The following is a 19,160-nucleotide window of genomic DNA, read 5'->3' on the forward strand; positions in this document are numbered from 1 at the left end:
CGCCGCCCTTTTTGTTCACACCGCATGGGCGTCCCGCGCTTGCCGTGGCCTGATGATGCAATCGGCAAGACGGTCCATCTCATTCAGCTCGTCGGCGTGATGCTGGCCCCACTGGCAAAGTGCCAGCAGGATCGGCTCGAGGCTGAGGCCGAGCCGCGTCGCCGAATCCTCGACGCGCGAGGGGATCTCGGCAAAGATCTCGCGGCGGACGAGGCCGTGCTCTTCCATTTCGCGAAGCTGCTGGATCAGCACTTTCTGGGTAATGCCGGGCATCAGCGCCTGCAGCGCCGACAGCCGCCGGGGCCTGTCGAAGAGATGGTACAGGATGACGGCCTTCCAGCGGCCCGAAATCACTTTCAGCGCGCGCTCCGCCGGCAGCATCGGCAGCCTCTTGATCAGCTTGGCCATGGTCACCTCCCGGTCAGCAGCGGACAAATCGGTGTGTAGTCGAAGCCAGGCAGATAGTGGCAAACAGTGGCCGATGCCAATAACGATCGGTGCCTGGGATGAGAGCTATTCAACTGAACCGTTTCGGCGAGGCCGACGTTCTCGAGATAGTCTCGGTGCCGAAGCCTGAGCCGCAAGCCGGCGAGGTCCTGGTCCGCGTTCATGCGGCCGGGGTGAATTTCTTCGAAGTGCTGATGCGCGCGGATCGCTATGCGGTAACGCCGCAACTGCCGATGATCCTTGGTGTCGAAGCCGCCGGGATCGTGGAGGCGCTTGGGCATAGGGTGGAGGCTTCCTTGCTCGGCATGCGCGTCGCTGCGCCGTTGTTCGCCTCGAGCCAGCCGTTTGGCGGCTGTGCCGAGTATGTGACGATCGACGCAAGCCTGGCCGTGCCGCTGCCGGATGCGCTCTCGTTCGAAGACGCGACGGCATTGATGGTGCAAGGGCTGACGGCGCTGCATCTATCGCGGCAAAGCCGGCCGGCCGGCAAATCGGTGCTGGTCGCCGCTGCCGCGGGTGGCGTCGGTTCGTTGCTCGTCCAGCTTGCCAAGCGCGCCGGCGCGAGCCGTGTCATCGCGGCAGCCGGCAGCAAGGCCAAGCTCGACCTTGCTTTGTCGCTGGGAGCCGATGCCGCCGTCGACTACAGCAACACGGATTGGCCGGAGCACGTCCGGGCAGCGACAGGTGGCGCTGGCGTCGACACCATCTACGACATCGTCGGCGGCCCGCTTACGGCGGCCGCGCTCGAGGCCCTTGCGCCTTGCGGAGAGCTGGTGTTTGCCGCCCTTGGCAGATACGCGCTCGGCGCCCCGGAGATGGAGGCGATGATCGGCCGCAACCAGTCGCTGAGGGGTTTTGCCCTGCTTCCGTTGCTGTCTACGGACGGGCTCCGTGACGGCCTTTTGGAACTTTTCGATCTGGCCGCTGGTGGTCAGCTTGTGGTGACCAAAGGTGGCCGCTTCCCACTCGACCAGGCCAGCCACGCACACCGCCTGCTGGAGGAGCGCGGCGCAACCGGCAAGGTCGTCTTGATACCTTAGCAGGTGGTCGGCAAGGAGCCGAGGATCCGGGCTTGTGCCGTACAGGCCGTCAGCGAACCCGGTAGAACGGATTAGGCAGCAGGAACAGCTTCTCGGCATGCCCCCCGAACAGGTCGGATGGCTGGTCACCGACATTGGCAATTATCGTGTAGCCGGCCTTTTCGATTTCGGCCCTTATGGGTGCCTTGAAATCTGCTGCGGAGCCGTATTTGGCCCCAGGCTGGACCATGTAAAGGTGCTCATAGCCGGCATAGCCGGCCGACTGCAGGTTCTGTTCGGTTGCCTGACGTTGGTCCTCCGGACGTCCGGTGATGAAGAACACCGCGACTTTCGCCGTTCGCGCCTGCCGGAAAACCTCCAGCACAGGGTCGATAGCCGGATCCTTCGCAAGCTGATCCCAGGCGGCCCAGCCACAGGGGCCGTCGATTGCGATGTCGCAGGCGCCGCCGATCGGGCGGCCGAAATTGTCACGTGTGATCACTTCCCAGTTGGCCAACGCCGTCTCGTCGATGTCGAGCACCAGTGCGGGGCGAGGCACCTCCATTGCGCGCTTGACGACCCAGTCGCCTGCCTGCTTCGCCACAGCGGCAAGGTCGCGATCATAGTCGCCGGAATCATGATAATTGGCAGCCGCCAGCATCGCATCGCCGACATTGGCTGGCTGGGACGGGCTTGTGAGAAGGAGCGAGTCGGAACGCGCCGGCCCAGGAACATTTGTGCCGATCATCAGCACGATTGCCCCGACACGCGCAATTCTATTCCAACCAATCGCCCGCATCACGAGACTTTGCAGTCACGAGAAGTCGGCTGTCAAGCGAGGTCTTCCACAGGTCCTCGAGACTGCGACGCTGAATTGGACATTCCAGATGCCGAATGTCTCTATGGGTTGCTGCACGCTACACGATTTCCGCCGTCGCGGTCTTTGCCCCCGACAGGTGACGCACCGCCGGAACCGCCGGTCGAAATGCGTCACCCGAAAAATCATGCCGTTACGCGCTTTGCCGTGCCTACGCCGCCTGAACGATCTCGACCAGTTCAACGTCGAACACCAGATCCCGTCCCGCCAAAGGATGATTGCCGTCGAGCTTGACGCTGGTGTCGTCCACGCCGACGACTGTTACCGGCATCGGGCGCCCCTCTGCGGTTCTGACCTGCAATCGAGTGCCGATATCGACGTTGATGTTGTCTGGCACGCGGGCGCGGTCGACGGTCATCACCGCTTCGGGGCGGTGGGGGCCATAGGCGGCGTCGGCGGGAATGGTGACGGTGCTTTTCGCGCCCACCTCCATACCCTCGACATGGGTTTCGAGACCGGCGATCACTTGTCCTTCACCCAACGTGAATTGCAGCGGTTCGTTGCCGGAAGAATCGAACTGAGTGCCGTCAGCCAGGCGGCCATTGTAATTGATGCGCACGGTGTCGCCATTCTTGGCCTGTGTCATGATAGCCATCCTTTGAAAGTTTCGAGGGGCCGGCCAGAGCTCACAGTCCCGTCCTCGATCATCCACGCACTCGGGTGCGCGGCGCGAAACGCTAAAACTAGGGACCTGGCTGCCGATGTAAACCCCGATTGGGCTACGCCGGCATGACCCGCCGGCGTTCGTCGCCTTCGGCAGCAGTGCACCGGTCTAGCGGTCATGCCGCCTCAACCCATTCAGGCGGCATGCAAATGGCGGCTAGATCAGGTTATGGCCGCCATCGATGCGGATCGTCTCGCCGGTCGTGAAGTCGCTTTCCATGAGGTAGAGGTAGGCGGCGGCGACGTCCGCAGCGGTCGGAATTTTTCTCGATGGCAACCGGGCAGCCATGTCGGCAAAGAAGCTGGATTTGGCTTCTCCAACAATGTCCCACATCGGTGTGTCGACCCATCCGGGCGACACGACATTGACGCGCGTCGGGGCCAGTTCGAGCGCCAGGGCGCGGGCGAAGTAGCTGAATGAACCGGCAATCGCGGAGACGACCGAGCCTCCCGGCACCGGCGGCCGATCCTTATTTATTCCCGAGGTGAAGGTCATCGAGCCGCCGGCTTTCAGGGTGCGCACAGCGTGCCTGGCGAGCAAGACGGCGCCAATCAGCTTGTTATCGACGAAGCCTCGCACAGCCTCCATGTCGGTTCTGCCGATGGGATCGCCGGGCGGCAGTGTTCCGGCGGTCGATACGAGGTGATCGAAGGGACCGACCTCGTCGAACAGGCGAGCGACGTCCGCTTCGTCGGTCATGTCGGCGACCACGCTTGTCACGCGGCCCGCATTGAGCGTCCGTTCGGCAGCCAGCAGTTTCTCGGGCGAGCGTCCGACGATCACGATCTTCGCTCCGCCGTTGAGAGCAGCTTCCGCGACGCCGAGACCGATGCCGGAACTACCGCCGACGACGATGACTTTCCTGTCCACGAGCGATGTCATGAGGGTTCTCCGTTCGTTGCGATTGCGGTGAGGTTCAGGCCTTGCCGGCATAGGCGGCTTCGAGGTCGGCGATGATGATCTTGCGCATCCCGTACATCGCCTGCCGGACCCTGGCGGCCTTTTCGCGGTCCGGATCGGCGCTGAGCCGCGGCAGGATTTCCGGGATGACCTGCCAGTAGACGCCGTATCTGTCGGTGAGCCAGCCGCAGGGTTGTGCCCTGCCGCCGCCGGCGGTGAGCGCCTCATAGTAGTAGTCGGTCTCGGCCTGGTCCCTGGTCTCGATGTAGAGCGAGAGCCGCTCGTTGAAGGGCGGCTGCGGCCCGGCATTGAGCGCAGTAAGGTGCAGTCCTTCGAGCTCGAAATCGAAGGTGGCATGCGGGACCGTCTTGTTGGTTCCGGACACCCAGTCGGTGTATTCGACGGTCCGGAGCGCTTTGCTGTTCTTGAAGACCGAGAGATAGAAATCGCGGGCCTCCTTGGCGTCGGTGTTGAACCAGAGGAATGGGTGGATGGTGGCCATGTCCGTTCTCCGTTAATTCCTTGCGGCAGCGATTTTTGGCGAAGAGCCTGTCCGCTGTTGCTTTCATTCAGGCTTAGCGGTAGTCCGACGGCCGATAGACCGAGCCGTCCCAGTCGCGGGCAAACCCGAGGTCTTCGAGCCGGCGGGTCGAGAAGCGTGCAATCTGCCGCTCGGTCCGGCGCCGGCTGCTCGAGGCGAGGATGCGGCCGGCCATGCCGGTCAGGACGTCGACGATGGGTTCAACTCGTTTGGCGTTCATGGTGCTCTCCCAGAGTGGCGGCAGTTTTGGTTTCAGCAGTTGCCCCGCGACTTTCGTCAGCGAGAGTATAAGTCACATCAAATCGCCTTTTGCAGCGGCGGTGAATGACTGAATACGCGAGCAAACATGCCGTCTTCCGGCCTGGACGACAAACGACTTATCGGCGACAATGTGTGAGCATCGCTCACATATAGGTATCGATCCATGCCCCGGAAGCTGCCTCCCCTCACCACCTTGCCGAGCTTCGAAGCGGCGGCGCGCCTGTTGAGTTTCTCCAAGGCGGCAGAGGAACTTCATGTCACCCACGGTGCGATCAGCCGGGCGATCAAGAACCTTGAGGATCAGCTCGGTGTGCAGTTGTTCGAGCGCGGTACGCGTTCGGTGAGCCTGACCGCCGTCGGCGAGCCCTATGCGCGGGCGGTGCGCGAGGTGCTCGACCAGTTGGCCGCCGCCACTGCTGCGGCAACGGCCCGCTATTCGAGCTCGACACTGAACGTCAGCACCTCCGATGGCTTCGCGGGGAGATGGCTGGTGCCACGCCTCTACCGCTTTCACCGTGCGCATGGCGACATCGATGTACGGGTTTCGACGAGCGGGAAGCTGACCAACTTCCTCGGCGACGGCATCGATGTCGCCGTCCGTTATGGCAGCGGAAACTATCCGGGGCTCACGTCGGAGTTCCTCACCGGCGAGGAGGTGTTTCCAGTGTGCAGCCCAAAGCTTCTTGAGGGTGCGCATCCGCTGCGCACGCCTCAGGACCTCAGACACCACACGCTGATCCGTGACAGCTTTCCGATCGACTGGGCGACCTGGCTGGCGAGCGCCGGGGTCGAGGGCGTGGACCCGCAGAGCGGGATTACCTTCGACTCTGCCACCTTTGCCATGGAGTCGGCTGCACAAGGCGAGGGGGTGGTGCTGGGTCGGACCATGCTCGTTGCGGCCGACCTCGCCGCCGGGCGGCTTGTCCGCCCCTTCGGCCACGCCCTGAAATCCCCTTCCAGCTTCTATCTCGTCTACCCGCCGGAGGCGATCCGTCAGCGCAAGGTCAAGGCTTTCAGGGATTGGCTGCTTTCAGAAGTCACGCCGCAAATGGACTGACAGGAAGGCCGAGAGAACAGGATCGTCTACGGGTCAATCGCCCGGTGACTGTCGGCTCGCCCGAACTGCGGTGATGATCCAGGCGCGCGAGTCGAAAAGCACACCGTCCGCGGTCAAGTGCGCGTCGAGCAGATCGCGCAACCGCCGTAGCGCCGCGTCGACATCCACATCCGCGCGGGCGAGCGGATCCTTGACCAGTTGCAGGCCAAGCAAAGCGTCATAGGCCGCATCGACGTCCTGGCCGTAGAAGACCGGCTCACGCACTTCGGCAAAGTCGACCGAAACAAAACCGGATGCACGCAAGATCTCCGCGGTGATGGCGGGGTCGCCAAGCGAAAACGGGGTGGCGGCGCCCGCCGATATGGCGGTCCCCGGCGCAATTGCCCCCTGAATGGCAGTTGCCCACTCATTACGGTCCTGGCATTGCCATACCATCCACACAAGACGTGCCCCTGGTCGCATCGCCCGGCCGATATTGGCGAACGCCGCCGCCGGATCGGCAAAGAACATCACGCCAAATCGACTGATGCACAGATCGAAGCCGGCAGGCGGAAATACCAGCAATTGCGCATCGCCGCGCTCAAAGGCGACGTTTCGCAATCCTTCTTCGGCGCTACGGCTCCGGGCGATCTCGAGCATCTGCGCCGATACATCCACGCCGAGCACGCTCCCTTCCACCGCGACACGGGCGGCATCACGAGAGGATTGTCCCGAACCGCATCCGATATCGAGCACGCAATCGCGCGTTCCCGCCTTGACCGCAGCCCTGAATACCTCGTTGTGCCGCCGCAGTTCGGCGTCGTAAAACTCAGCGCAGTTCAACACCATCGCACGCCTGTCTGGAGGTGGGCCGGCAGCATTTCCGGCCGCTCTGCCCTGATCTTTTCGCGTCGGGCTAACCCCGAACTGTCAGCCGCGCCGCGCCGCCTCGATCGCTGCAACGTCGATCTTTTTCATCTCCATCATCGCTTCGAATGCGCGCTTTGCTTCATCGCCGCCGGCGGCCATCGCTTCGGTCAGCACGCGCGGCGTGATTTGCCAGGAGATGCCCCATTTGTCCTTGCACCAGCCGCACGCACTTTCCTGGCCGCCATTGCCGACTATGGCGTTCCAATAGCGGTCGGTCTCCTGCTGATCGTCGGTGGCGACCTGGAAGGAGAAGGCTTCGTTGTGTTTGAACGCGGGCCCGCCATTGAGGCCGAGACAGGGGATGCCGGCGACCGTGAACTCGACCGTCAGCACGTCGCCGGCCTTGCCGGACGGGTAGTCGCTGGGAGCGCGGTGGACGGATTTCACCGAGCTGTCAGGAAAAGTCTCGGAATAGAAACGGGCCGCAGCCTCGGCGTCCTTGTCGTACCAAAGGCAGATCGTGTTCTTGGCGATTGTCATTGCTGGTCCCTTTGCTTTCGAAATCAATCTGGGCTTTTGAAATCAACCCGGGTTTTTCACAGCTGGCCTCGGCGTTGCACCGGACATGGAAATGCGCTCGTGCCATCGACGTTCCGACAGCAGCTGCCCGGAACCAACGTACCACGGCTGGTGCTTTCAGGACCAGATGCGGGCAGTGACTCGAACCGGAGATCCGCCTGGTCCGACCGGCGGCCTCACTCTTTGCGTAGGGCAGCGCCGCTTTGCTCAAGGTCGCGCTGGCTTTCCGTTGGCGCGCCGTTGCCTCAGAAGGCGCATGAGCAAGTTCCGTCTGTCCTTGCGCGGGACGAGTTCGATATCGCTGACGAGTTTTGCGCCGCCCTTGTGCCGCTCCAATGTGATCTTGCGGCTATGGAAAGCTTCCAGCTCGGCGCGATGCGCTACGCTTATGATGGTGACCTTCGGCAATTCGCGAATAATCATCTCCATCATCTTGTCCTGGCTCTTCTCATCGAGTGCCGACGTTGCCTCGTCCAGCACGATGATATCGGGGCGGTGCAGCAGAAGACGCGCGAAGGCGAGGCGCTGCTTTTCGCCACCCGACAAGGTCTGGTCCCATGGCGCGTCCTCCTCGATCCGGTCGTTGAGGTAGTCGAGTCCCACCTTGTCGAGAGCAGCCTTGATCTTATCCAGTGTCCAGTTGTCGGCGGCGCCTGGATAGGCGACAGCGCGGCGAAGCGTCCCGGTCGGGATGTAGGGCCGTTGCGGCAACATGAACAACCGTCTGTCGGCGCGGATGTTGACGCTGCCGCTACCCCATGGCCACAGACCCGCGACGGCCCGCACCAGCGTACTCTTGCCCGAGCCGGATTCGCCTGCGACGAGCACCCGCTCGCCTGGTTCGATCACGACCTCGGTTTCCTTGACCACGGCGGTGCCGTCGTCGAGCGACACGGAGAGATTGTTCAGGCTGAGCATCGCATTGCCGCCGGTCTCGCCGCGCTTTATGCGTCCCAGCGTGTTGCTCTGTTCCGCCCGCTCGAGCCCGTCGAGCGACATCATCAGCGAGGCGATGCGCCGTGCACAGGCGTTCCAATCGGCGAGACGGGGATAGTTGTCGACCAGCCATCCGAACGCGCCCTGCACGATGGCAAAGGCCGAGGCAGCCTGCATGACCTGTCCAAGTGTCATGCTGCCTTCGAGGAACTTTGGAGCGCAAAGCAAGACCGGCACGACAGGCGCAAACAGGCTCGACCCCTGAGACACCAGCGCCGTGCGCATGTGCTGGCCTGCAAGGAGCGCCCATTGCCTGAGCACATGGGCAAATGTCTTGTCCATGCCGCTGCGCTCCTCCTCCTCGCCGCCGAGCAATGCGATGCTCTCGCCGTTTTCCCGCACGCGCGTCAGCGTGTAGCGGAACTCGGCTTCCGCCTGATTTTTTTCCTCGGAGAGGTGGACGAAATGGCGGCCAATGACCGCCATCGAAGTGGACGTGATCGCGGAATAGAGCACTGCGGTGATGACCAGGAAGCCGGGAATGGTGACGGTCGAACCTGCAATCGTCAGGGTCAGGGCGCCGCCGATCGTCCAGAGCACCACGATGAAGGTCGAGGCCGACAGAAATGCGACGATGACACCGGCGATGAAATCGACGGGCGATTCGGTGGCAATCCGCAAATCCTCGGCGATGCGGGCTTCGGGGTTGCTATGATCGCCGCCGACGAGGTTCAGCTGATAGTAGCGGCCGCTTGCCAGCCAGCGCGCGATGACCGCGGTGGTGAGCCAGGACCGCCAGCGGCGCTGTATCCTCATGCGAAAGAAGACTTGTGCCACCACAAGGCTGGCGCTTCCGATCACGAGTGGCAGGAATACGGCGCTCAGCCAATATACGGTGTGGGCATTGCGTTGCTCAATGGCGTCGAAAATTGCGCGATTCCAGACATTGATCCCATACTGGAAGCCGACATTGGCGACGATCAGGACCAACAGCCCGATCGTCAACGGCCAGGCGACCCTGTCGCCACTGCCGCTCCAGTAACCGCGGGCGCTGATCCAGAAGCGCTTAAGCAGATATCTCTTGCGCGCCCGCTCGGCCTCTTCAGGTGTCAGCTTAGGATCGGGTTCGGTGACATCCGGCGGCGGCGGGGGCTTGCCGACGACCTCGGACGCGACCTCGACAGTCGTCTGGCGCGACTTCTCGGCATCGCGCGATTGGGCGCCATCAACCGATTTCAGCTTGAATTTAGCTTGGGGCATCCGGCGATAACGGCTTAAAAATCAGAAGGTTTCACAGCGTCCGCTCGAGATCCGAGATGCCAACAACGCCAAGGCTTCGCAGCTGTTCCGGTGCTCGCAGCAGCCTATGGTCGTTCTCGATGACAGGCTTTGATCGTTGCGGGGCAGAATTCGCTCAGGCTCTCAAGATTTGTCCGCATGCTGCATTCGAAGAGGCTGGACGCAAGCGGCGCGAAAAGTGCCATCGGCCCGAGTCAACAGGATCGAGGAGGAGAGATCATCTCGATTGCGATTGCGAGCATTTGCTGCCCAGCCGGACCGCGCCAGCCCCGAATTCCGGAACAAGGGTGCGATTTTGCCGTTGAGCCAGAAACCGGAAGCGACCCGCATGTCCGAATTGCCGAATGAAGAGATCGAAGGGCGGCTGAACGCCCAGCGCGAGACTCTGGCGCTGGTCGTTGCGCTGCTTGCCAGCAAGGATACGGCACCCGAGCGAATATGGGCCGAACTGGAGGCCCGTTTTCAGTTTCAGAACAGTCAGGAGGACCCTGGCGTCCTGCCAAGCCGCGCATTTGCCATCGAAGCTACGAAGATGCGGGAGTTCAAGCTGATCGCCGAAGAGGCGCAGGCGCGCAATGCGGAATGGAACGGCAGGGACAAGCCACAGGGCGCCAGCTGAAACCCCGGAGAGTGGATGCAGGACCGGCCATTTTACGATGACTGAGCAAGCGTCAGCTTTGCTGCAAAAGTGTACGTGCCAACTCTTGCCATTCCTCGTCAAGCGTTAAGGTCGACGGCGCCGCGTTGCTGCGGCGATACCAATATTCCGCATTCGACTGGTCGCCTTCCTTGCGGTGGAGATAGGCATGCACGTGCATGCCCGCCGTATTGTCGCGCTGCTGCGCGCACTCGTGCGCCTTAGTCCAATCGCCCTTTGCATCCCACCACAACGCCTGCAGGGCAGGGCTCAAGCCGGCTGGCGGCTGTGGTTTTGCAATCGAATCCCTGAAGGTTTGCAGATCCATTTTTCCACCATAGCGACGTTCAGGGCGCCGATAATACCCGCACCGGCAGCCGACCGGAAGCGTGCTTTGGGCGGGACGACCGGAATGGGGGGACGTCCGATAACCGAACGGCCAGACGGTTGATTCGATGACGTGCATGAAATAGTGCGCACCACAACACCATGACGCCTGAGACAGCGAGGATGAGCCGATGACAGCCCCCGACAAGCCGCGCCAATTCTACCACGGCACCCGGGCCGACCTTAAACCGGGAGACCTGATCGAAGCCGGTTACAGCTCCAATTACGGGGCGCGAAAGCAGGCAGCCTGGGTCTATCTAACCGGCACTCTGGATGCCGCTATCTGGGGTGCAGAACTGGCCGCCGGTGACGGACGCGAAAGGATCTACATCGTGGAACCAACCGGCCCGGTCATGGACGACCCCAATCTTACGGACAAGAAATTTCTCGGCAATCCGACGCAGTCCTATCGCTGCCGCGAGCCGCTCAGGATCACGGGCGAGGTCACCGAGTGGCAGGGCCACTCCCCCGAGCGGCTGAAAGAGATGAAGGACCATCTCGAACGGCTGAAGGCACAAGGCATCGAGGCGATCGATTGAATTGCCAAGTTTGGCCCTAGCCTACGGTCGGCAGCAGTCCCCGCGAAATACGGCTCCACGTCCGCAATGGGTCCGCGAGTTGTCGTTGCTTGCAGGGCTGGAGAGCGGATGCTCCTTTTCATCTCATCGCGAACGTGATGATCTCTGGGCTCGAAGGGCCAAGTGGGCTGCCGTCAAAGCCGCCGAATTGCTGTTCGATCCGTAGCCCCGCGTTCCCCAGCAGGCTCGATAAGGCGTCCGTCTCGAAGAATCGCAAGGTGCTGCGACTAACTTGCGGAAGGCTCGGATGCTTTCCGCCGAACCTGTGGGTGAATGTCACCGTCTGTCCATCGAACGGCATGATCACCTCTGTTGTGATCTGCACCAGCGACCCGTCAGGCAGCTCAACGACGACCGCATTTTCGGGTGTCCAGTGCTCCCACGCCCGCACCGAAGGGTTCCGCGTTTCGAACGCGAAGCATCCGCCTGGCACAAGGGCGTGTCGGACAGCCGCCATGAAATCCCTCAGGTCTTCGTCGCTGACAAGGGCCTGGAATGCGTGCCCCGTCATCACAATGAGATCAAACTCAGCTGTCCAGCCGGCCGATTGGAGATCGCCGAGAACCCATTCGATATCCGCGCGTGTTCGTGCGCGATTCAACACGCCGGGTGCTGGGTCGATGCCGCAGAGCCGCCCTGAATGTCCGGCCAGGCGTGCCTCGTGAAGGAGGGTGCCCGTTCCACATCCGACATCAAGCACCGCGTCTGCTGTTAGAATGCGGGGCAGGTAGAAATCATAGTCGTCGCGCGCAGATCTCGGGTGCCAGGCATCGTAGACGGCAGCGAGATATGGGTCGGCGAAAAGGTGGTCGACCATAGGCGGTATTCCCAATCAACTTTGACTGTGCGAGCGGTGTCGCCGCGAGCATATAGCCCATAAGTCGCGTCGATCGTTACCGCACGACCTCGCGGTGGCGGCCGGGCAGGCGGGTGGCGATGAGCTTGTCGATGCGGCGGCCGTCGAGGTCGACGACCTCGAAGCGCCAGCCTTGCGCGTCGACACATTCGCCGGTCGCCGGCAGATGGTGCAAATGCGACAGCACATAGCCGGCGACGGTTTCGTAGTCGCGGTTCTCGGGCAGGTCGATGCCGAGGACCTCCGCCATCTCGTCGGCCTGCATATAGCCGGCGAGCAGCCATGAGCCGTCCTCGCGCTTGACGGCGTTTTCCTCGTCGCCGGCGTCGAGGTCGGAACGGAAGACGCCGGTGATCGCTTCCAGAATGTCGGCCGGGGTGACGATGCCTTCGAAATGGCCGTATTCGTCATGCACCAGCGCCATCGGCACGTCCGATTCCTTCAGCGTCGCAAGCACGTCCAGCGCGTCGGCCTGGTCATGCACGATTGGCGCGGCGCGCACGTGCCGGCGCGGGTCGAGAGCGCGGCCGCCGAGCATTGCGGCCAGCACGTCGCGGGTCTGGACGACGCCGATCATGGCGTCGACGCCGCCGTCGCCGGCCGGCAGGCGCGAATGCTGGGTGTCCATCAGCAGCTTCCTGATGGCCGCCTCGTCGGATTGCAGATTGATCCAGTCGACCTCGGTGCGCGGCGTCATCACCGCGCGCACGGCACGGTCGCCGAGCCGCATGACGCCGGCGATCATCCGCCGTTCGTCGGATTCGATGGTGCCGTGGTGCTCGGCTTCGGCGACCAGCATCTTGATCTCCTCGTCGGTGACCTTGTCCTCGCTCTGGCCGCGCTGGCCAAGCAGCCACAGGAGGGCGCGGCCGGAAAAATCGAGCAGGAAGACCAGCGGCGCCGAGACGCTGGCGAGGATGGTCATTGCCGGGGCGACCCTGACGGCTACCCGTTCGGGGTCGCGCAATGCGATCTGCTTGGGCACCAGTTCGCCGATGATCAGCGAGCCATAGGTGATGAGGGCGACGACGATGCCGACGCCGAGCGGATCGGCGAGGCTTTCGCGGATGCCGGCCGACGCCAGGGAGGTGGCCAGCCGCTCGCCGAGCGTGGCGCCGGAAAAGGCACCGGACAAGACGCCGACCAAAGTGATGCCGATCTGCACCGAGGACAGGAATTTTCCCGGATTGGCGCCGAGCGCCAGGGCCCGGCCGGCGCCCTTGACGTTGCGGTCGATCATCGTCTTGAGGCGCGCCGGCCGCGACGAGACGATGGCGAGTTCGGACATCGACAGAAGGCCGTTCACGCAGATGAGGACGACCACGATGGCAATTTCAGCATAAAGCATGCCGGGTCCATAGCATTGCCGCGCGGTTTTCGAAAATAGGACGGTCGCGCTTTTTAAATTTAGCGAGCCGGGCAATCAGGCGGCATCCATGCCGCATCCCAGGGCGGCGCGGAAAAATGCTCGATCAGGGCGTCGACGACGACGCGCACCTTTGGCGCGAGATTGCGTGTTACCGGCCAGATGGCATGCACCACGGTGTTTTCGACAAGACAGTCCGACAGAACCATTTCGAGCTCGCCGCGCCTGATGCTGTCGGCCGTCAGCCATGTCGGCAGATAGACGATGCCGCAGCCGGCCAGTACCGCATCGAGCATCGGTTCGCCGTGGCCGAGCACCAGCCGCGCCTTGGGCGCGAATTTTTCGAGACGGCCGTCGACATGCCTGACGGTCCAGGGGTGGACCGTGCCGTCGCGGCCGTAGCCGATGAGGCTGTGCCTGGCCAGGTCCTCGATCGATAGCGGCCTGCCATGGGCGTCGAGATAGGCGGGGGCGGCGCAGATGGCCGAACGTTGGGCATAGATGCGGCGCGCGGCGATCGACAAGCTGTCGTCGAGGTCGCCCATACGCACCGCCAGGTCGATGCCTTCCTCGATCAGGTCGACGCGCCGGTCGTTGAACGAGATTTCCATCGTCAGGTCCGGGAATTTTTTGGAAATGTCGAACAGAACCGGGGCGACGCACCGCCGGCCGAAGGCCAAAGGCAGGTCGACGCGCAGCCGCCCGGAAGGCACCTGCTTGCGCGAAGCCAGCAGTGACTGCGCGGCTTCGATCTCGGCCAGTGCCCTGACGCAGGCTTCGTAATAGCTCAGGCCCTCACTGGTCGGGCTCAGGCTGCGGGTGGTGCGGTTGAGCAGGCGAACGCCCAATCGCTGTTCCAGCTGCGCGATCGACTTGCCGACCGCCGATTTCGTGACATGCAGCCGCGCGCCGGCGCCGGTGAAGCTGCCGGCCTCCACCGCGTGAACGAATGCGACGATGCCTTGCAAATCGGCCGATTCCAATGAAGCGCTCCTATTGTAGAGTTTTGCTCCTTAATCTGTTTCATAACATGCCACATGGAAGCACTTTTCTCCATAGTGAAACGGCATAAATGTCTCGCGCACCATCAACCACGGAGCGCGAACCAAATGAGCACCCAAAACAGATCCTGGCAGATGACCGGTTTCGGCCTGTCCAGTTTGAAGCCGGCCGAGGGAAAGCTGCCCCGACCCGGGCCGCATGATCTTCTGGTACGCGTCACAGCGGTATCGCTGAATTACAAGGACAGGATGATCGTCGATGGCGTGCTGATACCGGACCTCAGCTTGCCGTTCGTGCCGACATCGGACGCGGTTGGCGAAGTTGTCGCCACCGGCAGCGAAGTCAGCCGCTTCGGCATCGGGCAGCGCGTGCTCGGTCAGGTGATCGCCGACTGGCCGGACGGCAACGCCCCGCCGGTGCTGCACAAGCATACGCTTGGTTCGTCACTGCCCGGCATGCTGTCCGAGCATGTGCTCTTTCACGAGGATGCCGCCGTGGCGGCGCCGCCGTCGCTCAGCGATGTCGAGGCATCGACGCTGCCGATCGCGGCGCTGACGGCGTGGTTCGCGCTGGTCGAGGCGGCCAAGCCTATCCCGGGTGAGACCGTTCTCATCCAGGGCACCGGCGGCGTGTCGCTGTTTGCGCTGCAGTTCGCCGCCGCTTTCGGCCTGCGCGCCATCGTCACCTCGAGCAGCGACGAGAAGCTCGAGCGGGCAGAAGCGCTCGGCGCCTGGAAGGGGATCAATTATCGCAGCCATCCGGCATGGGACGAGGTCGCCCGCGAGCTGACAGACGGCGCCGGCGTCAGGCACGTGCTGGAGATGGTCGGCGGCGACAATGCGCGGCGCTCGCTCAATGCGCTGGGCGCCGACGGCAGGCTGTCGCTCATCGGCCTTCTCGGCAGCATGGAGCTCAGTTTCCCGATCATTCCGTTCCTGCGCAACCGGATCGTCGTGCAGGGCATATCGATCGGCCACCGCCGCGCCTTCGAACGAATGAACCAGGCGATCGAGACGCTCGCGATCAGGCCGGTGATCGACAGGGTGTTTGGCTTCGACGAGGTGTCGCAGGCATTCGAGCGTCTGGAGACCGGACCGTTCGGCAAGATCGTGATCACCGTCCCCTGAGCCCATCGGGCGAAATGGCTGTCAGACGGGCCGATTGCGCGCCTACGGCAGTTGCAGCAGTACGCCGATGATGGCCTTGCCGTCGGTGAAATAGGGATCGCCTTCGCCGTTGCGCCCGGTCTTTGTGGCGCCGACCCCTGGTATGTCGCTGGTCGAGATCAGCATGCCGGCGGCGGACAGGTCGCGCATCAGCCCATCGCGCTCGGCGTCGATGTCGGGGCCGATGTGATGAGTGATCGCGCCGGTGTCATGGCTGAGGCCGACGCCGCGGTCAAAGCTTGCCGAGCCAAGCCAAAGCGGCCGGCCGTCGTCTCCGGTCGCAGCGGTCTGCCAGAAGCGGACGTGGTGGCGCCGGTCGGCGCTGTCGCCGACCGGCTTTTCGAAGGCTAGGTCCTGGGCGCGGCCTTCGAACAGCAGCCGGCTGACCGGCGCGTCGGGATAGGGGCGGTCAAACAGCACGCTTTCGCCGATCTCGATCGCCGTCTTCAGCGAGACCGCGTCTGCCGTATCCCAGCCGGCGACGGCAAAAGCATGGACAAGCTCCTTCTTGGTGCCGACAAGGCCGACATTGATCGGATCGCCCGGAATGCCTTGCGGCGTGTGCGTCACCATCTCGAATTGCTGATTGCGAAAATTGCGGTCCCGTAACGTCCAGAACTCAGGCGCGGCGAAATAGGCGAGCGAAAGATAAGCGGCACAGCATGCCACCAGCCAGGTCGTTGCACGTCGTCGAAGGCTTCGTTGGCTCATGCATTGGCTCGAACTGGCAGGCCCGTCGGGCCGTCGAAATCCTTGGCAAGCGGCGCGCAGCCGGTCTATCCTCATATTTTAGCATGAAATGGCGTAGAACCGGCTAGCACGAATGAGGGCGTGATGGAGGGTAAACCGGCGCGCGGCACTGCCATGGCGTTGACCGCCGACCTTATCGCGCTGGTCGAACGGGTCGAGCCGGATCCCGGCCCCGAGCCGGGGACGACCGAGCATAGCGACGCGGAGTTCGATGATCTTGTCGAGCAGCTGCTTCTGGAATACCGGCGCCAAAGCGCTCTGGGTCTTTGCCTACGGCTCGCTGATCTGGACGCAGACGCTGGCGCGGGCAGCCGGACATTGGGGTTCGTCCGCGCAGTATCTGTTCCGCACCGTCAGCATGCTCGAGGAAAGCGGAATCCGCGACAGAAACTTGTGGCACGTCCAGGACCTGGTGGCGCAGCATGGCTCCACCGGCGGCACACAACGCGGCTGATCCAGGCGCTGTTGCACGAAATAACTTGTCGCATTTCATCTGAAAACCGGAACGGTCAGCGGCAGGCGCGGTAGCCGTTCTTGCGATTCTTGATGTCGAAATGGAAATGGTTGCGGTGGTCGTAGTTGTAGCCGGGGCCGAGCACGGTGGTGAAATACTGGCAGCCGTCGGCCCGCACATTGTTGAGGAAGCCGCGCGTGCGGAAGGCGAACAGGCCGGGCTTGCGGACGTCGATGTCGTCGCCATTGTTAAGCTCGATGCTCATCACGTCGAGCGCATTGCCCTTGCCGTGTTCCGACAAAACACCTTCGCCGGCGATCCTGCGGCAGGAATAGCTCGAGCCCTGGTGGATGGTCTTGACGCCTGAAAAATAGCGCCAGCGGGCCGACGGGACGAGTTCATTCCTGGTCCAGCCGGCAAAGCTGGCGGCCATGTCGCAGGTCAGCGTCGCGGCCGGCTTCATCGCGACGCTGCCGATGGCCGAGACCTTGACCGGATAATCGATGCCGCATTGGCCTTCATGGATCGGCGCAACGTCGGTGTAGACGACGCCGAGGCGTTTCAGCTCCTTGCGGCAATCGATCTCTGCGGCCGGCATCTGTTCGGCCGGCGACATCGGATTGTCCATGCGCGGATAGGCGGCCGTCATATAGGGGTTGGACGGGACGAGGCGCTGCATGCCGGAATATTCTGGGCCGGAATCTTGCTGGCCGGAATATTGTGGGTCGGAATAGGGCGGAACGGCAGCGGTCTGGCTGCCGACGTCGACGGCCGGCTGCAGCGACAGCACGCTGCCGGTGTTGCAGGCGGAGACCGCCGCAATGGCAAGCACGACGGCAAGCCTGCCGGCCATGCGCGCGCGTCCTGTGTGCCGCGCAGCGACAAGCGCAGCGCGAAGTAGCCCGGCCATCGGAAGGGTTCCTGTCCCCAGATGGCACAGACTCTAAACCTGAAGAGTAAAGGAAAAATCAGCGGCGCCGTTCACGCCTGCGGCAAAATTGCGGCGCCCGCTATCGGCGGCCGGCGTTATTGGCAAAACGTGCCGCCATTGCGGCGCGGTTCGAGGTCGAAGTGGAGATGCTGCGAATGATCGGCGTCGCTGCCGGGGCCAAGCACGGTCTTGAACGGTCCGCAGGCTGCCTTGCGCACTGTGTCCAGGAATTTCGCGTCCTTTTCCGGCGGCGCCGGGCCGACATCGATCTCCTTCCCGTCCGAAAGCTTGAAGCTGGCGATATCGAGCGCATTGCCGAAGGCGTGCTCCGACAATTTGCCGCCACCATTGCGCGACCGGCAGACGAAGGCGGAGGCCTGGCCAATCGATTTGAGGTCCTCGCCAAACTCCGCCTTTGCAGCAGGCTGGATGACCGAAGCAGCAAAGCGTGCGGCGGCCTCGGCCATCTGGCAATTCAGCTCGGGCTCCGGACCGATGGCGATGGATTTGCCGAGCGTCTTCAGCACGATCGGGTAGGGGATCGAGCAACCGACCGCCGCATCGCGCTCGGGCTTGCGCTCCACGAAATCGACGCCCATCGATTTCAGCCGCCTGCGGCAGGCCAATTCCTCGGCCGGCATTTCTTTCTCGGCAATGGCGACCGATCGAGGATCGGGAAGGATTTCTTGCTCCGTCTTTTTGTCTGCCTCGGCCGGGTTTCGTGGCGCGACCGATGAGTTTGCCGGCGGCTCGGCCTGCGCCGGCTTTTCAGGCGGCTGTGGTGCGATCGCCGGCGGTTTCGGCTGCTCGGTCCTGGACTGGCCATTTTGGGGCTGATCGTTTTGAGGCTGACCGTTTTTGGGCCGCTCAGCCTCCGGAGCGGGGCGTGGTTCGGGGACCGGGATCTCGGTTGGTGCTGGCGGAGTGACTTGCTGGTTGAGTTGCGGAACCGGTGCGGTTGGCGGCAGCTCGGGCGCCTTGGCTGAAACGGGTCCCGCCAGCGGCGTAGCCGCAACGGCCAGCAGCAATCTGCCCAATCTGAAAAAGCCAAACGCCGCCATTGGATCGCAACGGCCAGAATGCAGGGAAGTTGCCTTGGGCGAGGAGGGCTGGCGATCACAATCGGTAACCGCGCTGTTACGCGCCGATCGCTTCCAGCCCCTCCTCGAGCCAGTCCGCCAGCAGCGGCATGCCGAGCAGATATTTTGCCGTGCGTTTGTTGGCGCGCTCGCGGGCGGCGGTCAGCGCGTCCGTCCATTCCGTCGCGTCATAGTCGCCGCGGCCGACCCAGGCCAACGCAATCAGTTCGGCCGCTTCGTCGACATTGAGATCGTCGATCAGCTCGCGCAGTTCTTCCTCGGTGAGATCTTCGGAGCTTTCCTCGGCAAGGCCGTCATGATGGTGGTTGTCGTGCGCGTTGCCGTCAAGCTCTACCTCGTGCTCGGCACCGTCGGCATAGTCTTCGTTGACGGCGGCGCTGAGCGCCTTCGCCTTCAGGATGAACAGGCGCACGGTGTCGGGACCGATCGAAAGCTCCCAGTCTCGTTCAACGCGTTGCTGCACCGGCCGTCTCCCTGCTTCGTGCTCGGTCGGCCCGATGATAG

The 19,160-nt window shown here is 63.1% G+C and carries 23 protein-coding genes; 6 read left to right on the top strand and 17 right to left on the bottom strand.

Annotated elements, in window-relative coordinates; all coding sequences use genetic code 11:
- Positions 1-15: 15 nt before the first annotated feature.
- Complete coding sequence (locus NKJ12_RS17605; protein ID WP_352704143.1) at positions 16-408, bottom strand: winged helix-turn-helix transcriptional regulator; 393 nt, start codon at positions 406-408, stop codon at positions 16-18.
- A 98-nt stretch (positions 409-506) separates the two neighbouring features.
- Between NKJ12_RS17605 and NKJ12_RS17610 the strand changes: the two genes are divergently transcribed.
- Positions 507-1,487: a quinone oxidoreductase family protein gene (locus NKJ12_RS17610; protein WP_352687835.1), complete on the top strand. Its 981-nt coding sequence runs from the start codon at positions 507-509 to the stop codon at positions 1,485-1,487.
- Positions 1,488-1,536: 49 nt separating this feature from the next.
- Here NKJ12_RS17610 and NKJ12_RS17615 read toward each other — a convergent pair whose 3' ends face one another.
- The 5 genes from NKJ12_RS17615 to NKJ12_RS17635 form a co-directional block, all read right to left on the bottom strand.
- Positions 1,537-2,214 carry an HAD family acid phosphatase gene (locus NKJ12_RS17615; protein WP_352506708.1) on the bottom strand — a complete coding sequence of 226 codons (678 nt, stop codon included), beginning with the start codon at positions 2,212-2,214 and terminating at the stop codon, positions 1,537-1,539.
- Between the two features lie 280 nt (positions 2,215-2,494).
- A complete protein-coding gene (locus NKJ12_RS17620) occupies positions 2,495-2,929 on the bottom strand; it encodes an FKBP-type peptidyl-prolyl cis-trans isomerase (protein WP_352506709.1) in 435 nt (144 codons plus the stop codon).
- A 234-nt stretch (positions 2,930-3,163) separates the two neighbouring features.
- Positions 3,164-3,889: an SDR family oxidoreductase gene (locus NKJ12_RS17625; RefSeq protein ID WP_352704145.1), complete on the bottom strand. Its 726-nt coding sequence runs from the start codon at positions 3,887-3,889 to the stop codon at positions 3,164-3,166.
- A gap of 34 nt (positions 3,890-3,923) precedes the next feature.
- The gene (locus NKJ12_RS17630) at positions 3,924-4,409 is read right to left on the bottom strand and encodes a VOC family protein (RefSeq protein WP_352704147.1); all 486 of its coding nucleotides are present in this window, start codon (positions 4,407-4,409) and stop codon (positions 3,924-3,926) included.
- 73 nt (positions 4,410-4,482) lie between these two features.
- On the bottom strand, positions 4,483-4,668 hold the full coding sequence (locus NKJ12_RS17635) for a DUF1127 domain-containing protein (protein ID WP_352506711.1): 186 nt from the start codon (positions 4,666-4,668) through the stop codon (positions 4,483-4,485).
- A gap of 204 nt (positions 4,669-4,872) precedes the next feature.
- Here NKJ12_RS17635 and NKJ12_RS17640 point away from each other — a divergent pair, with 204 nt between their 5' ends.
- Positions 4,873-5,766 (top strand): transcriptional regulator GcvA, encoded by an 894-nt coding sequence (locus NKJ12_RS17640; RefSeq protein WP_352506712.1) that lies wholly within the window; start codon positions 4,873-4,875, stop codon positions 5,764-5,766.
- Positions 5,767-5,799: 33 nt separating this feature from the next.
- Here NKJ12_RS17640 and NKJ12_RS17645 read toward each other — a convergent pair whose 3' ends face one another.
- From NKJ12_RS17645 to NKJ12_RS17655, 3 genes are all read right to left on the bottom strand, one after another.
- Positions 5,800-6,594 carry a class I SAM-dependent methyltransferase gene (locus NKJ12_RS17645; protein ID WP_352506713.1) on the bottom strand — a complete coding sequence of 265 codons (795 nt, stop codon included), beginning with the start codon at positions 6,592-6,594 and terminating at the stop codon, positions 5,800-5,802.
- Between the two features lie 81 nt (positions 6,595-6,675).
- The gene (locus NKJ12_RS17650) at positions 6,676-7,149 is read right to left on the bottom strand and encodes a VOC family protein (protein WP_352704272.1); all 474 of its coding nucleotides are present in this window, start codon (positions 7,147-7,149) and stop codon (positions 6,676-6,678) included.
- 252 nt (positions 7,150-7,401) lie between these two features.
- Positions 7,402-9,390, bottom strand: coding sequence for an ABC transporter ATP-binding protein/permease (locus NKJ12_RS17655; RefSeq protein WP_352704149.1), 1,989 nt, complete (start codon positions 9,388-9,390; stop codon positions 7,402-7,404).
- A gap of 367 nt (positions 9,391-9,757) precedes the next feature.
- On the opposite strand from NKJ12_RS17655, the gene NKJ12_RS17660 reads away from it, so the two are divergent.
- Positions 9,758-10,048, top strand: coding sequence for a hypothetical protein (locus NKJ12_RS17660; RefSeq protein ID WP_352506715.1), 291 nt, complete (start codon positions 9,758-9,760; stop codon positions 10,046-10,048).
- A gap of 52 nt (positions 10,049-10,100) precedes the next feature.
- Here NKJ12_RS17660 and NKJ12_RS17665 read toward each other — a convergent pair whose 3' ends face one another.
- The gene (locus NKJ12_RS17665) at positions 10,101-10,394 is read right to left on the bottom strand and encodes a hypothetical protein (RefSeq protein ID WP_352704151.1); all 294 of its coding nucleotides are present in this window, start codon (positions 10,392-10,394) and stop codon (positions 10,101-10,103) included.
- Between the two features lie 190 nt (positions 10,395-10,584).
- On the opposite strand from NKJ12_RS17665, the gene arr reads away from it, so the two are divergent.
- Positions 10,585-10,992, top strand: coding sequence for an NAD(+)--rifampin ADP-ribosyltransferase (gene arr / locus NKJ12_RS17670; protein WP_352506717.1), 408 nt, complete (start codon positions 10,585-10,587; stop codon positions 10,990-10,992).
- Positions 10,993-11,110: 118 nt separating this feature from the next.
- On the opposite strand, the gene NKJ12_RS17675 is transcribed toward arr, so the two are convergent.
- The 3 genes from NKJ12_RS17675 to NKJ12_RS17685 form a co-directional block, all read right to left on the bottom strand.
- Positions 11,111-11,848, bottom strand: coding sequence for a class I SAM-dependent DNA methyltransferase (locus NKJ12_RS17675; protein ID WP_352704154.1), 738 nt, complete (start codon positions 11,846-11,848; stop codon positions 11,111-11,113).
- Between the two features lie 76 nt (positions 11,849-11,924).
- The gene (locus NKJ12_RS17680; protein ID WP_352704156.1) at positions 11,925-13,235 is read right to left on the bottom strand and encodes a hemolysin family protein; all 1,311 of its coding nucleotides are present in this window, start codon (positions 13,233-13,235) and stop codon (positions 11,925-11,927) included.
- 59 nt (positions 13,236-13,294) lie between these two features.
- Positions 13,295-14,236: a LysR family transcriptional regulator gene (locus NKJ12_RS17685; RefSeq protein ID WP_352704158.1), complete on the bottom strand. Its 942-nt coding sequence runs from the start codon at positions 14,234-14,236 to the stop codon at positions 13,295-13,297.
- Positions 14,237-14,362: 126 nt separating this feature from the next.
- Between NKJ12_RS17685 and NKJ12_RS17690 the strand changes: the two genes are divergently transcribed.
- Positions 14,363-15,382 (top strand): zinc-dependent alcohol dehydrogenase family protein, encoded by a 1,020-nt coding sequence (locus NKJ12_RS17690; RefSeq protein WP_352704160.1) that lies wholly within the window; start codon positions 14,363-14,365, stop codon positions 15,380-15,382.
- 42 nt (positions 15,383-15,424) lie between these two features.
- Here the strand turns inward: NKJ12_RS17690 and NKJ12_RS17695 are convergent, their stop codons facing one another.
- Positions 15,425-16,132 carry an LssY C-terminal domain-containing protein gene (locus NKJ12_RS17695; protein WP_352506721.1) on the bottom strand — a complete coding sequence of 236 codons (708 nt, stop codon included), beginning with the start codon at positions 16,130-16,132 and terminating at the stop codon, positions 15,425-15,427.
- Between the two features lie 250 nt (positions 16,133-16,382).
- Between NKJ12_RS17695 and NKJ12_RS17700 the strand changes: the two genes are divergently transcribed.
- Entirely contained in the window at positions 16,383-16,625 is a 243-nt protein-coding gene (locus NKJ12_RS17700; protein ID WP_352704162.1) for a hypothetical protein, read from the top strand.
- 55 nt (positions 16,626-16,680) lie between these two features.
- Here the strand turns inward: NKJ12_RS17700 and NKJ12_RS17705 are convergent, their stop codons facing one another.
- The 3 genes from NKJ12_RS17705 to NKJ12_RS17715 form a co-directional block, all read right to left on the bottom strand.
- The gene (locus NKJ12_RS17705) at positions 16,681-17,535 is read right to left on the bottom strand and encodes an extensin-like domain-containing protein (protein WP_352704164.1); all 855 of its coding nucleotides are present in this window, start codon (positions 17,533-17,535) and stop codon (positions 16,681-16,683) included.
- A 116-nt stretch (positions 17,536-17,651) separates the two neighbouring features.
- Positions 17,652-18,617, bottom strand: coding sequence for an extensin family protein (locus NKJ12_RS17710; protein ID WP_352704166.1), 966 nt, complete (start codon positions 18,615-18,617; stop codon positions 17,652-17,654).
- 76 nt (positions 18,618-18,693) lie between these two features.
- Positions 18,694-19,119 carry a DUF3775 domain-containing protein gene (locus tag NKJ12_RS17715; RefSeq protein ID WP_254819248.1) on the bottom strand — a complete coding sequence of 142 codons (426 nt, stop codon included), beginning with the start codon at positions 19,117-19,119 and terminating at the stop codon, positions 18,694-18,696.
- Between the last annotated feature and the right edge of the window lie 41 nt (positions 19,120-19,160).

The sequence above is a fragment of the Mesorhizobium sp. M0195 genome, from assembly GCF_040322115.1.
Taxonomy (GTDB): Bacteria; Pseudomonadota; Alphaproteobacteria; order Rhizobiales; family Rhizobiaceae; genus Mesorhizobium.

Excerpts from the sequence above, each read along its gene's own strand:
- NKJ12_RS17605 (WP_352704143.1), bottom strand. The coding sequence starts at position 408 with ATGGCCAAGCTGATCAAGAGGCTGCCGATGCTGCCGGCGGAGCGCGCG.
- NKJ12_RS17610 (WP_352687835.1), top strand. The coding sequence starts at position 507 with ATGAGAGCTATTCAACTGAACCGTTTCGGCGAGGCCGACGTTCTCGAG.
- NKJ12_RS17615 (WP_352506708.1), bottom strand. The coding sequence starts at position 2,214 with ATGATCGGCACAAATGTTCCTGGGCCGGCGCGTTCCGACTCGCTCCTT.
- NKJ12_RS17620 (WP_352506709.1), bottom strand. The coding sequence starts at position 2,929 with ATGACACAGGCCAAGAATGGCGACACCGTGCGCATCAATTACAATGGC.
- NKJ12_RS17625 (WP_352704145.1), bottom strand. The coding sequence starts at position 3,889 with ATGACATCGCTCGTGGACAGGAAAGTCATCGTCGTCGGCGGTAGTTCC.
- NKJ12_RS17630 (WP_352704147.1), bottom strand. The coding sequence starts at position 4,409 with ATGGCCACCATCCACCCATTCCTCTGGTTCAACACCGACGCCAAGGAG.
- NKJ12_RS17635 (WP_352506711.1), bottom strand. The coding sequence starts at position 4,668 with ATGAACGCCAAACGAGTTGAACCCATCGTCGACGTCCTGACCGGCATG.
- NKJ12_RS17640 (WP_352506712.1), top strand. The coding sequence starts at position 4,873 with ATGCCCCGGAAGCTGCCTCCCCTCACCACCTTGCCGAGCTTCGAAGCG.
- NKJ12_RS17645 (WP_352506713.1), bottom strand. The coding sequence starts at position 6,594 with ATGGTGTTGAACTGCGCTGAGTTTTACGACGCCGAACTGCGGCGGCAC.
- NKJ12_RS17655 (WP_352704149.1), bottom strand. The coding sequence starts at position 9,390 with ATGCCCCAAGCTAAATTCAAGCTGAAATCGGTTGATGGCGCCCAATCG.
- NKJ12_RS17660 (WP_352506715.1), top strand. The coding sequence starts at position 9,758 with ATGTCCGAATTGCCGAATGAAGAGATCGAAGGGCGGCTGAACGCCCAG.
- NKJ12_RS17665 (WP_352704151.1), bottom strand. The coding sequence starts at position 10,394 with ATGGATCTGCAAACCTTCAGGGATTCGATTGCAAAACCACAGCCGCCA.
- arr (WP_352506717.1), top strand. The coding sequence starts at position 10,585 with ATGACAGCCCCCGACAAGCCGCGCCAATTCTACCACGGCACCCGGGCC.
- NKJ12_RS17675 (WP_352704154.1), bottom strand. The coding sequence starts at position 11,848 with ATGGTCGACCACCTTTTCGCCGACCCATATCTCGCTGCCGTCTACGAT.
- NKJ12_RS17680 (WP_352704156.1), bottom strand. The coding sequence starts at position 13,235 with ATGCTTTATGCTGAAATTGCCATCGTGGTCGTCCTCATCTGCGTGAAC.
- NKJ12_RS17690 (WP_352704160.1), top strand. The coding sequence starts at position 14,363 with ATGAGCACCCAAAACAGATCCTGGCAGATGACCGGTTTCGGCCTGTCC.
- NKJ12_RS17695 (WP_352506721.1), bottom strand. The coding sequence starts at position 16,132 with ATGAGCCAACGAAGCCTTCGACGACGTGCAACGACCTGGCTGGTGGCA.
- NKJ12_RS17700 (WP_352704162.1), top strand. The coding sequence starts at position 16,383 with ATGATCTTGTCGAGCAGCTGCTTCTGGAATACCGGCGCCAAAGCGCTC.
- NKJ12_RS17705 (WP_352704164.1), bottom strand. The coding sequence starts at position 17,535 with ATGGCCGGGCTACTTCGCGCTGCGCTTGTCGCTGCGCGGCACACAGGA.
- NKJ12_RS17710 (WP_352704166.1), bottom strand. The coding sequence starts at position 18,617 with ATGGCGGCGTTTGGCTTTTTCAGATTGGGCAGATTGCTGCTGGCCGTT.